This window comes from Sphingopyxis lindanitolerans, from assembly GCF_002993885.1.
GTDB lineage: Bacteria > Pseudomonadota > Alphaproteobacteria > Sphingomonadales > Sphingomonadaceae > Sphingopyxis > Sphingopyxis lindanitolerans.
The window spans coordinates 2,917,822-2,931,804 of record NZ_CM009578.1; the positions used below are offsets into that span (position 1 = coordinate 2,917,822).

The 13,983-nt window shown below is 66.2% G+C and carries 16 protein-coding genes and 1 pseudogene; 11 read left to right on the forward strand and 6 right to left on the reverse strand.

Annotation, left to right across the window (positions count from 1 at the left end; all coding sequences use genetic code 11):
• Positions 1-10 precede the first annotated feature (10 nt).
• The 5 genes from CVO77_RS14010 to CVO77_RS14030 all read right to left on the reverse strand — a co-directional run bounded on the left by CVO77_RS14010 (position 11) and on the right by CVO77_RS14030 (position 5,404).
• On the reverse strand, positions 11-667 hold the full coding sequence (locus CVO77_RS14010) for an inner membrane-spanning protein YciB (protein WP_105999565.1): 657 nt from the start codon (positions 665-667) through the stop codon (positions 11-13).
• A complete protein-coding gene (gene ftsY / locus CVO77_RS14015; RefSeq protein ID WP_105999566.1) occupies positions 664-1,590 on the reverse strand; it encodes a signal recognition particle-docking protein FtsY in 927 nt (308 codons plus the stop codon). Before ftsY ends, CVO77_RS14010 begins: the two co-directional genes overlap by 4 nt.
• The gene (locus CVO77_RS14020) at positions 1,587-2,879 is read right to left on the reverse strand and encodes a MiaB/RimO family radical SAM methylthiotransferase (RefSeq protein ID WP_106000843.1); all 1,293 of its coding nucleotides are present in this window, start codon (positions 2,877-2,879) and stop codon (positions 1,587-1,589) included. Before CVO77_RS14020 ends, ftsY begins: the two co-directional genes overlap by 4 nt.
• Positions 2,876-3,682 (reverse strand): diaminopimelate epimerase, encoded by an 807-nt coding sequence (dapF, locus tag CVO77_RS14025; RefSeq protein ID WP_105999567.1) that lies wholly within the window; start codon positions 3,680-3,682, stop codon positions 2,876-2,878. The genes CVO77_RS14020 and dapF overlap by 4 nt, the downstream gene beginning before the upstream one ends.
• A 96-nt stretch (positions 3,683-3,778) precedes the next feature.
• A complete protein-coding gene (locus tag CVO77_RS14030; RefSeq protein ID WP_105999568.1) occupies positions 3,779-5,404 on the reverse strand; it encodes a putative bifunctional diguanylate cyclase/phosphodiesterase in 1,626 nt (541 codons plus the stop codon).
• A 244-nt stretch (positions 5,405-5,648) separates the two neighbouring features.
• Between CVO77_RS14030 and ffh the strand changes: the two genes are divergently transcribed.
• From ffh to rimM, 3 genes and pseudogenes are all read left to right on the forward strand, one after another.
• The gene (gene ffh, locus CVO77_RS14035; protein WP_105999569.1) at positions 5,649-7,100 is read left to right on the forward strand and encodes a signal recognition particle protein; all 1,452 of its coding nucleotides are present in this window, start codon (positions 5,649-5,651) and stop codon (positions 7,098-7,100) included.
• A gap of 36 nt (positions 7,101-7,136) precedes the next feature.
• Positions 7,137-7,598, forward strand: a pseudogene (gene rpsP / locus CVO77_RS14040) (30S ribosomal protein S16); the annotation flags it as partial.
• A 243-nt stretch (positions 7,599-7,841) separates the two neighbouring features.
• Positions 7,842-8,351: a ribosome maturation factor RimM gene (gene rimM / locus CVO77_RS14045; protein WP_105999571.1), complete on the forward strand. Its 510-nt coding sequence runs from the start codon at positions 7,842-7,844 to the stop codon at positions 8,349-8,351.
• Positions 8,352-8,414: 63 nt separating this feature from the next.
• On the opposite strand, the gene CVO77_RS14050 is transcribed toward rimM, so the two are convergent.
• The gene (locus CVO77_RS14050; RefSeq protein WP_146130876.1) at positions 8,415-8,636 is read right to left on the reverse strand and encodes a hypothetical protein; all 222 of its coding nucleotides are present in this window, start codon (positions 8,634-8,636) and stop codon (positions 8,415-8,417) included.
• Positions 8,637-8,740: 104 nt separating this feature from the next.
• On the opposite strand from CVO77_RS14050, the gene CVO77_RS14055 reads away from it, so the two are divergent.
• From CVO77_RS14055 to CVO77_RS14090, 8 genes are all read left to right on the forward strand, one after another.
• Complete coding sequence (locus tag CVO77_RS14055; RefSeq protein WP_105999573.1) at positions 8,741-9,658, forward strand: LysR substrate-binding domain-containing protein; 918 nt, start codon at positions 8,741-8,743, stop codon at positions 9,656-9,658.
• A gap of 45 nt (positions 9,659-9,703) precedes the next feature.
• A complete protein-coding gene (locus CVO77_RS14060) occupies positions 9,704-9,991 on the forward strand; it encodes an AbrB/MazE/SpoVT family DNA-binding domain-containing protein (protein WP_192878828.1) in 288 nt (95 codons plus the stop codon).
• Entirely contained in the window at positions 9,988-10,368 is a 381-nt protein-coding gene (locus tag CVO77_RS14065; RefSeq protein ID WP_192878829.1) for a type II toxin-antitoxin system VapC family toxin, read from the forward strand. Before CVO77_RS14060 ends, CVO77_RS14065 begins: the two co-directional genes overlap by 4 nt.
• Complete coding sequence (gene trmD, locus CVO77_RS14070) at positions 10,365-11,102, forward strand: tRNA (guanosine(37)-N1)-methyltransferase TrmD (RefSeq protein ID WP_105999575.1); 738 nt, start codon at positions 10,365-10,367, stop codon at positions 11,100-11,102. Before CVO77_RS14065 ends, trmD begins: the two co-directional genes overlap by 4 nt.
• 5 nt (positions 11,103-11,107) lie before the next feature.
• The gene (gene rplS, locus CVO77_RS14075; protein WP_056345487.1) at positions 11,108-11,485 is read left to right on the forward strand and encodes a 50S ribosomal protein L19; all 378 of its coding nucleotides are present in this window, start codon (positions 11,108-11,110) and stop codon (positions 11,483-11,485) included.
• Positions 11,486-11,594: 109 nt separating this feature from the next.
• On the forward strand, positions 11,595-12,620 hold the full coding sequence (locus tag CVO77_RS14080; protein ID WP_105999576.1) for an aspartate-semialdehyde dehydrogenase: 1,026 nt from the start codon (positions 11,595-11,597) through the stop codon (positions 12,618-12,620).
• A gap of 71 nt (positions 12,621-12,691) precedes the next feature.
• A complete protein-coding gene (locus tag CVO77_RS14085) occupies positions 12,692-13,471 on the forward strand; it encodes a dimethylarginine dimethylaminohydrolase family protein (RefSeq protein WP_192878830.1) in 780 nt (259 codons plus the stop codon).
• A 25-nt stretch (positions 13,472-13,496) separates the two neighbouring features.
• Positions 13,497-13,973: a GFA family protein gene (locus tag CVO77_RS14090; protein WP_105999578.1), complete on the forward strand. Its 477-nt coding sequence runs from the start codon at positions 13,497-13,499 to the stop codon at positions 13,971-13,973.
• Positions 13,974-13,983 lie beyond the last annotated feature (10 nt).

Consider the following 13,983-nt stretch of genomic DNA (forward strand, 5'->3'; position numbering starts at 1 on the left):
GGAGGGGAGATCAATTTTCTTCCGGCACCGCGAGGCCGTTCTTCAGCATCACCGGCACCTGCGTCAGCGTGAAGAGGAAGGAGAGGGCGGTGACGCCCCAGACCTTGATCGTCAGCCATGTGTCGAAGCTCATCCGCCCGGCCTGGATCAGTTCGTACATGATGTGGTTGGCGATGCCGAGCGCGGCGAAAAACAGCCCCCAGTTGCGCGACAGCGCCAGCCAGCCCCTGTCGGTCAGTCCGTCGAGCGCCGATTGCAGCAGATATTTGAGCATCGGCCGCTTCAGCGCCCAGCCGCCGAGCAGCAGCGCGGCGAAGGCGGCGTAGATGATCGTCGGCTTCATCACGATGAAGCGTTCGTCGTGGAACCAGACGGTCAGCGCGCCGAAGCCGAGGACGAGGATGCCCGACATCCACAGCATCGGTGAAATCCGCCCGAGCTTCCATTTCGACACGATCATCGCGATGACGATCGCGACCATGAAGGCGAGCGTGCCCTTGATCGCGCCGGTCGTCGCGGCAAAGGCGCCGCTGCCGCCCGAGGAAAGCTTATAGGTCAGGAAGAAGATCAGCAGCGGGCCGAAATCGATCGCGAAATTCAGCCAGCCATGTTTGGCGGGCGGCGGCGCGGGGACGGCCTCGGGGCCGGTGGGAAGCAGGTCGCTCATCGAATGTTTCCGGCTATGATGCCCGCGATCTCGTCGGCGTCGAAGGGGCGAAGGTCGCCCAACGTCTCGCCGATGCCGATCGCGTGGATGGGAAGGCCATGGCGCTCGGCCGCGGCGACGAGGACGCCGCCGCGGGCGGTGCCGTCGAGTTTGGTCATGACGAGGCCGGTGACCCCGGCGACTTCGCGGAACACGTCGATCTGCGACAGCGCATTCTGTCCGGTCGTCGCGTCGAGGACGAGCACCACGTCGTGCGGCGCCGCGGGGTTGAGGCGGCCGAGGACGCGCTTGATCTTGGCCAGCTCGTCCATCAGTTCGCGCTTGTTCTGGAGCCGCCCGGCGGTGTCGACGATCAGCACGTCGATGCCGGTCGCGGTCGCCTGTTTGACTGCGTCGAACACGATCCCGGCGCTGTCGCCGCCTTCGGGCCCCGCCATGATCGGCACGCCCAGCCGTTCGGCCCAGATCTTGAGCTGGCCGATCGCGGCGGCGCGGAAGGTGTCGCCCGCGACCAGCATCACGCCATAATCCTGTTCCTGGAACAGGTGCGCCAGCTTGGCGATGGTGGTGGTCTTGCCCGATCCGTTGACCCCGATCACCAATATCACCTGCGGACGCGGAAAGGCATCGATCTCGAGCGGTTCGGCGACGGGGCGCAGCACCGCGGCGATTTCCTCGGCGACGAGCAAGCGCAACTCGTCGATGCCGTTCGCGGCGATGTCGCGGCGCTGGGACAGGCGGTCGCGGATGCGCGCGGCCATCACCGGGCCAAGGTCGGCGGTGATCAGCGCTTCCTCGATCCGGTCGAGATCGGCGTCGTCGAGTCGCGACTTGCCGGTGAGCCCCGACAGATTCTCGCCGAGCCGTTCCGACGTGCGCTTGAGGCCGCCGAGCAGCCGTTCGCTCCAGCTGACGCCGCTCATGCCGCGATCATCCGATCGCCGTCGCGGCCGATCAAGCGAACCGGAACGATGCTGCCGGGTTCGGCGGGTGCGATCCGTGTCAGCGGCGCGAAATTTTCCGCATGGCCGGTCAGGCCGTCGCGCTCGACGAGCATCGCGGCGCGGCTTCCCACCTGCGCATCGAGCCAGCTTTGGCGGCGCGCTGCATTGGCCTCGCGCAACATCGCGGCGCGGGTCCGCGCGACGGCGCGGCCGACCTGCGGCATGCGCGCGGCGGGGGTTCCGGCGCGCGGGCTGTAAGGAAAGATATGGCCGAAGACGATGTCGCAATCGTCGATCAGGGCCAGCGAATTGGCAAACATGGTCTCATCCTCGGTGGGAAATCCGGCGATCAGGTCGGCGCCGATCGCGAGTCCGGGTCGCGCGGCCTTCAGTCGTTCGGTCAGGCGGACGGCGTCGGCGCGGCGGTGGCGGCGCTTCATGCGCGCGAGGATCATGTCGTCGCCCGCCTGCAGCGAAAGGTGGACATGCGGCATCACGCGCGCTTCCTGGGTCAGCAGCGCGAACAGGGCGTCGTCGATGCGGCCGGGGTCGAGCGACGAGAGGCGCAGGCGCTCGATCGGCAGCGCGAGCAGCGCCTCGACCAGCGCGGCGAGGCTTGTCCCGCTGTCGTCGCCATAGCTGGCGAGATCGACCCCGGTCAGGATGATTTCGCGCTGGCCGCGGTCGATCGCGGTGCGCGCGGCGCCCAGCACCGCTTCGATGGTGGCGGAACGCGCCGTCCCGCGCGCCATCACCGTCGCGCAGAAGGTGCAGCTATGCGAGCAGCCGGTCTGCACGCCGAGGAAGGCGCGGGCGTGGTCGGCGCCCGAGAGGGCGGGGGTGTAAGAAGAGGAAGAACGGCCCTTCGACAAGCTCAGGGCGAACGGGTCAGGGAGGGAGTGTTCCTCTATTCCCGTTCGTGCTGAGCTTGTCGAAGCACCGTCCCTTTCTTCGGCACGATAACTCCCGGCCAGCCCCTTCGCATCATTCGCCACCACTCGCGCACCCATCGCCGCGAAGCGCTCGGCTTCCAGCTCCGCCGCGCAGCCGGTCACCACGACGTCGGCCCCCGGCCGCTCGCGCAAGCTCCGGCGCACCGCCTGGCGGGCCTGCCGCACGGCTTCGTCGGTCACCGCGCAGCTATTGAAGACGATCGTATCACGCGCCCCGGCTTCGCGAACCGCGGCGCGGACCGCCTCGCCCTCGGCGATATTGAGTCGGCAGCCGAAATTGACGACCGCTTGCCGGTCGGCGACGAGAGGGTTCATCCGAAGCGCGCCCAATCGGTTTCGCCGTCGAAGACGCGCGTCGCGGCGCCGCTCATCACGATCGGTTCGCCCGGCGCCCAGCGGATGATCAGGTCGCCGCCGGGCAGCGACACGGTGACCGGCGAGGCGACGAGCCCGGCGCGGATCGCCGCGACCGCGGTCGCGCAGGCGCCGGTGCCGCAGGCCTGCGTCAGGCCGACGCCGCGCTCCCAGACGCGAAGCTGAAGCTGGTTCTCGCCGTCGAGGCTCGCGACATTGACGTTGACGCGCTCGGGGAACAGCGGGTCGCTCTCGATCCGCGGGCCGAGTTCGGCGAGCGGCACGGCATCGGCTTCGGGCACGAAGAAGATGATGTGCGGATTGCCGACATTGACCGCGGCGCCATGCTCCAGCTCGTCCCACGCGACGGGCATGTCGCGGGTGTCCATCGGCATCGCGAGTGGAATCGCCTCCCAGTCGAATGCGGGCTCGCCCAGCACCACCTCGGCGCCGCCGTCGGCGGGGGTGACGCGCAGCATGCCGCCCAGCGTCTCGATCACCGCGGGTTTCGCCAGCAGTGTCGCGACGCAGCGGGTCGCATTGCCGCACGCCTCGACCTCACTACCGTCGGCGTTGAAGATACGCATCCGCACATCCGCCTTCACCGAGGGTTCGAGCAGGATGAGCTGGTCGCAGCCGATGCCGAACCGGCGATCGGCGATCGCATGCGCGCGCGCCGGGGTCATCGCGACCGCGGTCTCGCGCGCGTCGATGACGACGAAGTCGTTGCCCAGCCCGTGCATCTTGGTGAAGCGGTCCGCCATGGGGCGCATTTAGGGATGTGGGCGAGCGAAGTCTAGCGAGGCGTCGGAATGCGTCCGTCGCCCCGCGAAGGCGCGGGCGACGGGGAAGGCGGGCGCTCAGGCAGATTTGCGCAACGGTTCCTCGTCGGGCGTCAGGCTGCCGGGCAGCATCGGCGTCCGCAGCAGGCCGCGGTCGGCGAGCAGGCGGGCGGTGTCGTCGGTCGATGCGGCGCGGCCATAATACCAGCCCTGCCCCTTCGAACAGCCGAGGCGGGTGAGTTCGATCGCGGTCGCTTCATCCTCGACCCCCTCGGCGGTGATCGGCATCGCCAGGCTTTCGCCCAGCCGGACGATCGCGACGACGATCGCCAGCGCGTCGGGGCTGCCGCGCATCGCGGCGATGAAGCTGCGGTCGATCTTGATCCGGTCAAAGGGCAGCGCGCGCAGGTGCGACAACGAGCTGTAGCCGGTGCCGAAATCGTCGAGGCTCAAGGATACGCCCTGATTTTTGAGGCTGGTGACGATCGAGCGGACGAGCGGCAGATTCTCGAACAGCGAGCTTTCGGTGATTTCGACCTCGAGCTGGCTGGCCGGGAAACCCGTTTCGACGAGCAGCTTGGTCAGTTTCTGGCTGAACCAGGGATCCTTCAATTGTTGCGGCGAGATATTGACCGCGAGCACGATCGACGGATCCCAGCCCTTGGCGATCTCCATCGCGCGGCCGATGACCTGGAGCGACAGTTCGCCGATCAGGCCGCTGTCCTCGGCGACCGGGATGAAGCGTTCGGGGGGGATCAGCCCATATTCGGGCGATTCCCAGCGCATCAGCATCTCGAAACCGACGAACCGGCCGGTCGCGATATCGACCTGCGGCTCGAAATAGGGGATGAACTCGCCGCGCGGCATGCCGTCGCGGATTCCCGTCTCGATCTGGTTGCGGACCTGGACCGCCATTTCCATGCCCTGTTCGAACCAGATATGGCGGTTCCGCCCCTCGTCCTTGCCGTGATACATGGCGATGTCGGCCTGGCGGACCATCGTTTCCATCGTCATGCTGGCGTCGGTGGCGAGCGAGATGCCGAGCGACGCGCCGACGCGGATCTGCTGCGAATCATGCGCGACCTTATCCTCGAGCGCAGTGACCAGCGCCGCGGCGAGCGCGTCGATACTGGCGCGCGCGGCGGGCTCGAACGACAGCATCGCGACGAACTCGTCGCCGCCGAGCCGCGCCTTGGCGGCATTGGGCGGCAGCACGTCGCTGATACGCTCGGCCGCGACCTGCAGCACGCGATCGCCCGCCGCGTGACCGTGGATGTCGTTGACCGTCTTGAAATGATCGAGATCGAGCAGGAACAGGGCGACATGGCGTCCGTTCGAGGTGGCGTCGGCGATCAGCCGCTGGCCCTGGACGAGCAGCGCGCGCCGGTTGAGGAAGCCGGTGAGCGGGTCGGTGTCGGCAAGGTAGCGCGCGCGCTGTTCGGCCTCGGTCCGCTCGCGGATTTCGCGGTTGAGATCCTCGTAGCGGCGCCAGCCGAAGAGGAGGAGCGCGACATTCAGGATCAGCGCGACCGACAAGACTTTGTCGGGCCCGCCGCCGATGCCGACGAGGGTTTGCACGACCGACTGCATCACGCTGCCACCGGTGCCGACGAACAGCAGGATTCCCGCGACGACGATGCCGCCGGCGACGACGTCGCGGCGCGCATCCTCGCTTCGGTCGCGTGACTTCGGCCATAATGTCATAGAGTCATTCCCCACCATCGCCGGCATATTGGCCGCGAGCGGTGAAATTTGCGTTAAGTGCGGGCGAAGCCGGACTTGCCTTTTGCCCCGCATTTGCGTAAAGGCCCCGCGTCCGGCGGCATCTTGCACCCGGGCACATACGACATCCGCGACGGAAAACCTGTCCACGGATACCGCTGGTTGGCGAGGTTTCGCTCACCGGCGTGTTTTGCGTTGCGGTCGTCAGAAGGGATTATTTGGGCGCATGTTCGACAGTCTGAGCGATCGGCTTGGCGATGTTTTCGGAAAGCTCCGCGGCCGCGGTGCGCTGACCGAGGCCGACGTGCGCGCCGCGATGCGCGAAGTGCGAATCGCGCTGCTCGAAGCCGATGTTGCGCTGCCCGTGGTGCGCAGCTTCGTCGATCAGGTCACCGAACTTGCGGTCGGTCATAATGTCCTGCGGTCGGTCACCCCGGGCCAGCAGGTGGTCAAGATCGTCAGCGACGCGCTGACCGAGATGCTCGGCTCCGAAACCGCCGAGCTCGACCTCAACGTCGCCCCGCCCGCGATCATCATGATGGTCGGCCTCCAGGGCTCGGGCAAGACGACGACGACCGCGAAGATCGCCAAGCGGCTCAAGGAAAAAGAGCGCAAGAAGGTGCTGATGGCGTCGCTCGACGTCAATCGCCCCGCCGCGCAGGAACAGCTCGCCGTCCTCGGCACGCAGATCGACGTCGCGACGCTGCCGATCGTCGCCGGGCAACAGCCGGTCGAGATCGCGCAGCGCGCCATGCAGGCGGCGAAGCTGCAGGGTTATGACGTGCTGATGCTCGACACCGCGGGCCGCCTCCACGTCGACCAGCAGTTGATGGACGAGATGCAGGCGGTGTCGCGCACGGCGAACCCGGCCGAAACCCTGCTCGTCGTCGACAGCCTGACCGGCCAGGATGCGGTGCAGGTCGCGCAGCGCTTTACCGACCAGGTGCCGCTGACCGGCGTCGTGCTGACCCGCATGGACGGCGACGCGCGCGGCGGCGCCGCGCTGTCGATGCGCGCGGTCACCGGCAAGCCGATCAAGTTCGCAGGCACGGGCGAAAAGCTCGACGGGCTCGAGCTTTTCCAGCCGTCGCGCATCGCCGGCCGCATCCTCGGCATGGGCGACGTCGTCAGCCTCGTCGAACGCGCCGCCGAGACCATCCAGGCTGAAGACGCCGAGGCGATGGCGAAGAAGATGGCGAAGGGGCAGTTCGACCTCGACGATCTTCGCACGCAATTGAACCAGATGCGCCGCATGGGCGGGATCGGCGCGCTCGCCGGGATGATCCCCGGGCTTAAAAAGGCGCAGGCGGCGATGGCCGACAGCGGCGCCAACGACAAGATGCTCGTCCACTTCGACGCGATCATGGGCTCGATGACCCCCAAGGAGCGCGCGAAGCCCGAAATTCTGACCGCGAAGCGCAAGATTCGCATCGCCAACGGTTCGGGAACGACGGTGCAGCAGGTCAACCGGGTGCTCAAGATGCACCAGGAAATGTCCACCGCGATGAAGCGCATCCGCAAGATGGGCGGCCTCAAGGGGCTCGGCGCGCTGTTCGGCAAGGGCGGCGGCATTCCCGGCATGGGCGGCGGCGGAGGCGGTGGCCTTGGCGGGCTTCCCGGCCTCGGCGGCGGGGCGATCCCACCCGAACTCGCCAACTTGATGAATAAAAAGAAATAATTCGAACAATCACATTAGACCTAGAAGGAAAATATCATGGCTACCTCCATTCGCCTTTCGCGCGGCGGTTCGAAAAAGCGCCCTTATTACAAGATCGTCGTCGCCGATTCGCGCAGCCCGCGCGACGGCCGCTTCATCGAGCGCATCGGCAGCTACAACCCGCTGCTCGCCAAGGATAATCCCGAGCGCATCAAGCTCGACGCCGAGCGCGCCAAGCATTGGCTGAGCGTCGGCGCCCAGCCGAGCGACCGGGTCGCCCGCTTCCTCGACGCCGCCGGCGTCCAGGAACGCGCCGCGCGCAACAACCCCAACAAGGCGGTCCCGGGCGAGAAGGCCAAGGAGCGCGCCGAAGAAAAGGCCCAGAAGCTGGCCGACGCCGAAGAAGCCGCAGCCGCTGCTGCCGCCGCTCCGGCGCCCGAACCCGAAGCGGTCGAAGAGACTGTTCCGGAAGTGGCAGTTGAAGAAGCGCCCGCCGAAGAAACCGTGGCCGAAGAAGCCGCGGCTCCCGAAGCTGCCGAGTCGGATGCGACCGGTTCGGTGAAGAGCGAAGCGACCGCCGAAGCGGTGGCCGAAGCCGTCGCCGACGAAGTTCCCGCCGCCGCGACCGCCGAAGACGCGACCGCGATCGCCGAGGAAGTCGCCGAAGGCGGTCCGGTGACCGAAGAAACCCCGGCCGAAGAAGCTGCGACCGAAGAAGCCGCCGCTGAGGAAGCTGGCGAAGAAAAGGCCGAAGGCTAAGCCTTGGCCGACGCGAACCGCCCCGTCACTCTTGCCGCCATTGCCGGCGCGCATGGGGTGCGGGGCGAGGTGCGATTAAAATTGTTTGGCGAAGGCGCGGAGGCTCTCCGCGCCTTTTCCGTTTTCGACGCGGGCGGCCGCAAGCTGACCTTGAAATCGGTGCGCCCGGCGAATCAGGGCGCGGTCGCCAGCTTTGCAGAGGTCGCCGATCGCAGCGCCGCCGAAGCGCTGCGCGGCACGGTGTTGACCATCCCGCGCTCGGCGCTGCCGCCGCTCGCGGCGGGCGAATATTATCACCATGATCTGATCGGCTTGCCGTGCGTGTCGACCGACGGCGCGGCGATCGGGCATGTCGCGGCGGTCGAGAATTTCGGTGCCGGCGACATTCTTGAGATCGAGAAGCCGTCCGAACCCGGCAAAGCGCCCAAACGCTTCATGGTGCCGATGACCGCGCAGGCGGTGCCGGCGTGGGACGCCGATGGCGTGACGATCGACGCGGCGTTCGTCGAGTAGGCGCCTGCCGGTCCCGATGCGGGTGAGGGACCACCGAAAGGGAACGGCAGACGCGGGCGCGGCTCAGCGAGGCTTTGCCGCGCGAACCCGGACGGGCCGACTCGCGGCGGGGCGATCGGGGAGCCTGGGCCGGAAATAGACATCGGCGCCGGACGCATGGCTCGGCGTAACCGCTTCGACGAACTGGTCGGCTTTGCCGCGCAGCCACGCGAAGCCGCGATCGAGATCCGCGCTCAGGCGTTCGTGACCGTGGGTCCAGCCCCGCATGAAATATTCTTCCATCATCGCTTTTCTCCTTTCTTTCGGGATGTCCTTCAAATGCGTCCCGGCCACCTGGAATGCCAACAAAAGCTTTGCGCTATAGTATAAGCTAAGCTTATATATTCCGCATGTCGAAGCTACCGCCTCTCGCCGCCATTCGCGCCTTCGAGGCCGCCGCGCGGTTGCAGAATTTCTCGCGCGCGGCCGAAGAGCTTGGGCTCACGCAGGCCGCGGTGAGCTATCAAATCCGGCAATTGGAGACCCGTCTCGGCCGGTCGCTGTTCGTGCGTGAAAAGGGGCGAGTGCGGCTGTCCGAGACGGGGCAGCGGCTGCTCCCAGCGATAAGCGGAGCTTTCACTGCAATGGGTGACGCCTTCGCTGCGCTGACCAGCGACGATGCCGAGGTTCTGACGATCAGCGCCGCGATCACCTTTGGCGGCACCTGGCTCAGCGCGCGGATCGGGCGGTTCCAGTTGCGCTATCCCGACCTTGCGGTACGGTTGCTGATGTCTAACGACCTCGTCGATTTCGATGCCGCCAATGTCGATGTCGCGATCCGCACCGGCGCCGGGCGCTGGCCGGGATTGCGCGCCGACTTCCTGTTCCGCAGCCATGTGACGCCGATCTGCTCGCCCGCCTTTCGCGATACGAACGGTATCGAAAGGCCTGCCGATCTGCTCCATGTCGAGCGGCTGGCGCCGAATGATCCCTGGTGGGCGGGCTGGTTCGCCGCGGCGGGAATCGGCACGCCGCCGCCGCGCCGGCAGGGGATCGAACTCGACAGCCAGCTTCAGGAGGCGATCGCGGCGCAGGGCGGTTTCGGGATTGCGCTGATGACGCCGCTGTTCTGGCGCCCCGAACTCGACAGCGGGCGCCTCGTGCGCCCGTTCGAGACCCTCTATCAGCCGGGGATGGCCAATTTTCTGGTCCACCCCGAAAACCGCGTCGGCGTCCGCAAGATCGAGCGTTTTCGCGAATGGCTGCACGAAGAGATGGCGATGGATCGCCAACTCGTTCCCGAGCCGCTGTGGGAGCCGCTGGCTTGATTATCGCCGACGATGTATATACATAATGTATATACGGAGATCGCCATGACCAAGGAATATCGCGCCAAAGTGTTCAAATCGGGCAATTCGCTCGCGCTACGCCTGCCCAAGGCGCTGGGCATCGAGGAAGGAACCGAGATGATCGTCCGCGAGGAACGCGGCGAATATCGCTTCGAACCCGCCGACAAGCCCAGGGCGAAGATCGACGTCAGCGGCTTCGCCGGCAAGGCGCCCGGCCTGAAGCTGGCGCCGCGCGAGGATTTTGAAGAGCGTCCGAGCAGCATTGCTGCTCGCAAGGCGGCGGAAGCGGCCGAGGCGGTCAACAAAGCGTGATCCGCTATCTGATCGATGCTAACTCCGCCGTTTATGCCATGGACGTTGGACATGAGGCACTGACGACGCGGATCGCGGATTGCGCTCCCGGCGAAATCGCCATTTCCGTCATCAGCTATGCCGAGGTTGCCTATGGCACTTACGTCGGCAAGCCGCCGCCGCCCACGATATTGGACGCTTTTGTGGCAGCCATTCCGCTCGTTCCCTTTGATGAACCAGCGGCGCGCGCCTATGCTAGGCTGCCTTTCAAGCGCGCCCGTTTCGACCGCCTGCTCGCCGCCCATGCGCTGAGTCTCGGAGTCACGATCATCACCAACAATGAAGCCGACTTCGCCGACGTGCCGGGTCTGGCGGTCGAAAATTGGACGCTGCCATGACCTTCATCACCGTCCCCCTGACGCTCTATCCCGACATGTTCCCCGGCCCGCTCGGGCACAGCATGGCGGGGCGGGCGCTCGAGGCCGGGGTTTGGTCGTGCGCGCCGGTGCAGATCCGCGATTTCGCGACCGACAAGCATCGCACGGTCGACGATACGCCCGCGGGCGGCGGCGCCGGGATGGTGCTCAAGGTCGATGTGCTGGCGGCCGCGATCGACCATGCGGCGGCCGCCCATCCCGACCTTCCGATCCTCGCGATGACTCCGCGCGGAACCCCGATCACCCAGGCTCGCGTGCGCAACCTTTCGGTTGGTCCGGGGGCGATCATCCTCTGCGGGCGGTTCGAGGGTTTCGACGAGCGTATCTTCGACGCGCGCGCCATCGAACAGGTGTCGATGGGCGACATCATCCTGTCGGGCGGCGAGATGGGGGCGTTGCTGTTGCTCGACGCTTGCATTCGGCTGCTTCCCGGCGTAATGGGCGCGGCTTCTAGCGGCGACGACGAATCGTTCGAAAACGGTTTGCTCGAATATCCGCACTATACCCGACCAGCTAGCTGGGAAGGGCGCACGATCCCCGAAGTGCTGCGATCGGGGGATCATGCGAAGATCGCGGCCTGGCGGAAACAAGAGGCACAGGATCATACACGGTTACGCAGGCCGGACCTTTGGGAGCGTCATATCGATGCTCGGGACCGACCTGCCTCTGGCGCGCGGCGAAAAGAAAAGGACTAGAGGATATGAACCTCATCCAGACGATCGAAGCCGAGGAAATTGCCAAGGCGGCCAAGACCATTCCGACCTTTCGTCCCGGCGACACGCTGAAAGTCGGCGTGAAGGTGGTCGAAGGCGAACGTACTCGTGTGCAGAATTTCGAAGGCGTGTGCATCGCACGCTCGAACAAGGGCATGGGCTCCAACTTCACCGTGCGCAAAATGTCGTTCGGCGAAGGTGTCGAGCGCGTGTTCCCGCTCTATTCGCCCAACATCGACAGCATTACCGTCATCCGCAAGGGTGCCGTGCGTCGTGCGAAGCTTTACTATCTTCGTGGCCGCACTGGTAAATCGGCGCGTATTGCGGAGCGCCGCGATTACCGGCCGGAAGCCAGCGAAGGCTAAGGAGAGCTTCTCTCACCCAAAGCCGAAACAGCTTTCCAAAACGACCGGTTCCGCCAACAGGCAGAGCCGGTCGTTTTTCGTTTCACCACATCGAAGGGCATAGAAAATCATGGGTTATCGTATCGTTGTTGCTGGCGCGACGGGCAATGTCGGGCGCGAAGTGCTCGCCATCCTGATCGAGCGCGAATTCCCGATCGACGAACTGGCCGCGGTCGCTTCGTCGCGCAGCCAGGGCACCGACGTGGAAATCGGCGACAGCGGCCGCACCGTCAAATGCCAGAATATCGACAATTTCGACTGGACCGGCTGGGACATGGCGATTTTCGCGATCGGCAGCGACGCGACCGCGATCCACGCGCCAAAGGCGGCGGCGGCGGGCTGTGTCGTGATCGACAATTCGTCGCTCTATCGCATGGACCCCGACGTGCCGCTGATCGTGCCCGAGGTGAACCCCGATGCGATCGACGGTTATAAAAAGCGCAACATCATCGCGAACCCCAACTGCTCGACCGCGCAGATGGTCGTCGCGCTGAAGCCGCTTCACGATGCCGCGACGATCAAGCGCGTCGTCGTCTCGACCTATCAGTCGGTGTCGGGCGCCGGCAAGTCGGGCATGGACGAACTGTGGAACCAGACGCGCCAGATCTTCGTCGGTGACGAAAAGGACATCCAGAAGTTCACCAAGCAGATCGCCTTCAACGTCATCCCGCACATCGACAAATTCCTCGACGATGGATCGACCAAGGAGGAATGGAAGATGGTCGTCGAGACCAAGAAGATCCTCGATCCCAAGATCAAGGTCACCGCGACCTGCGTCCGCGTGCCCGTGTTCGTCGGGCATAGCGAGGCGATCAACATCGAGATGGAGGATGAACTGTCGGCCGAGGACGCGCAGCGCATCCTGCGCGAGGCGCCGGGCGTCGTGCTTCACGACAAGCGCGAGGACGGCGGCTATATCACTCCCGTCGAAGCCGTCGGCGACTTTGCGACCTTCATCAGCCGCGTCCGCGACGATCCGACGGTCGATAACGGCCTCAACCTCTGGTGCGTCAGCGACAACTTGCGCAAGGGCGCGGCGCTGAACGCGGTGCAGATCGCGGAACTGCTGGGACGGCGGCATCTCAAGAAGGGGTGAGCCCCCACCCCAACCCCTCCCCTGAAGGGGAGGGGCTTTATGCGTCGGCGCAAATCGATATGAGAGGGGTGATGAGCAGCCCCTTCGCCTTCACCCACGCGCTTTGCCGCGCGCCCGCCCCATCGGCGGTCAGGGGCCTGCGCGCCGAGGACGGCCCCGATCCCGATTTCGCTGGCCTCGCCGCCGAGCACGCCGCCTATGTCGCGACGCTCCGCGACCTCGGCCTGTCGGTCGACGTGCTGCCGCCCCTCGACGATTTCCCCGATGCGCTGTTCACCGAGGATGTCGCGCTGACTTTTCCCGAAGGTGCGGTCCTGCTGCGTCCGGGCGCGCCGAGCCGGGCAGGCGAGGTCGAGCCTATGCGGGCGCCGCTCGCCGCGCGCCACGCGCGCCTGCTCGAAATGACGGGGCCGGGCCATGCCGACGGCGGCGACGTGCTGCGCCTCGCCGACCGTATGATCATCGGCCTGTCTGCTCGCACCGATCGCGCGGGCGCCGAGGAACTGGCGGCGCTGCTCGATACGCTCGGGCTTCGCGCCGAGATCGCCGAAACACCGCCCGGCGTGCTGCATTTCAAGACCGGCTGCGGGCTGATCGACGAGGCCAGTATCCTCGCCGTCCCTGCGCTCGCGGCCTGCCCCCAGTTCGCCGGACTGACGGTCGTCGAGACCCCGTCGGGCGAGGAAGCGGCTGCCAATTTGCTGCGCATCGGCGACACGATCCTGGTCGGCGCGCGCTGGTCCGCCACCCGCGCCTTGCTGTCCGCGCGCGGGATCGCCATCCGGCCGATGGCGACTGATCAGATCGCGCGCATCGACGCGGGGCTCAGTTGCATGTCGCTGCGCTGGTGATCGGGAAGCAGGAAGGAGCCATGAGATGACGCGCGAGATCAGGGGTGGTTGTCGCTGCGGTCAGCTTCGCTACCGTTTCGTTCAGGAGGGGCCGCTGCTCAACTATTGCTGCCACTGTCTCGACTGCCAGAAATCGACCGGCAGCGCCTTTGCCGATCAGCTGATCGTGATGACGGACAGCCTGTCGAGCGAGGGTCGGCGCGTCGAGCGCGCAATGCCGCGCCCCGCGGGCGGCATATCGACGCACAGCTTTTGCCCCGATTGTTTCGGCCGCATCTACAATCTCAACAGCGAGCGGCCCGGCATGGCGATCGTGCGCGGCGGGACGCTCGACGATCCGTCGGAGCTCGATCCGTTCGCGCATATCTGGGTGCGCCGGAAGCGCGATTGGGTCGCGATCCCCGAGGGGGTTCCGGCTTTCGACGAGATGCCCGCTCCGGAACGCTTCATGGCGCTCGCGATGGCGCGCCGCGCCGCCGGTTCCCGGCCAAAGGACGTTTGATCCGGGCATT

Coding starts and splice junctions, on each gene's coding strand:
- CVO77_RS14010 (WP_105999565.1), bottom strand. CDS start 667: ATGAGCGACCTGCTTCCCACCGGCCCCGAGGCCGTCCCCGCGCCGCCG.
- ftsY (WP_105999566.1), bottom strand. CDS start 1,590: ATGAGCGGCGTCAGCTGGAGCGAACGGCTGCTCGGCGGCCTCAAGCGC.
- CVO77_RS14020 (WP_106000843.1), bottom strand. CDS start 2,879: ATGAACCCTCTCGTCGCCGACCGGCAAGCGGTCGTCAATTTCGGCTGC.
- dapF (WP_105999567.1), bottom strand. CDS start 3,682: ATGGCGGACCGCTTCACCAAGATGCACGGGCTGGGCAACGACTTCGTC.
- CVO77_RS14030 (WP_105999568.1), bottom strand. CDS start 5,404: ATGACATTATGGCCGAAGTCACGCGACCGAAGCGAGGATGCGCGCCGC.
- ffh (WP_105999569.1), top strand. CDS start 5,649: ATGTTCGACAGTCTGAGCGATCGGCTTGGCGATGTTTTCGGAAAGCTC.
- CVO77_RS14050 (WP_146130876.1), bottom strand. CDS start 8,636: ATGATGGAAGAATATTTCATGCGGGGCTGGACCCACGGTCACGAACGC.
- CVO77_RS14055 (WP_105999573.1), top strand. CDS start 8,741: ATGTCGAAGCTACCGCCTCTCGCCGCCATTCGCGCCTTCGAGGCCGCC.
- CVO77_RS14060 (WP_192878828.1), top strand. CDS start 9,704: ATGACCAAGGAATATCGCGCCAAAGTGTTCAAATCGGGCAATTCGCTC.
- trmD (WP_105999575.1), top strand. CDS start 10,365: ATGACCTTCATCACCGTCCCCCTGACGCTCTATCCCGACATGTTCCCC.
- rplS (WP_056345487.1), top strand. CDS start 11,108: ATGAACCTCATCCAGACGATCGAAGCCGAGGAAATTGCCAAGGCGGCC.
- CVO77_RS14080 (WP_105999576.1), top strand. CDS start 11,595: ATGGGTTATCGTATCGTTGTTGCTGGCGCGACGGGCAATGTCGGGCGC.
- CVO77_RS14085 (WP_192878830.1), top strand. CDS start 12,692: ATGAGCAGCCCCTTCGCCTTCACCCACGCGCTTTGCCGCGCGCCCGCC.
- CVO77_RS14090 (WP_105999578.1), top strand. CDS start 13,497: ATGACGCGCGAGATCAGGGGTGGTTGTCGCTGCGGTCAGCTTCGCTAC.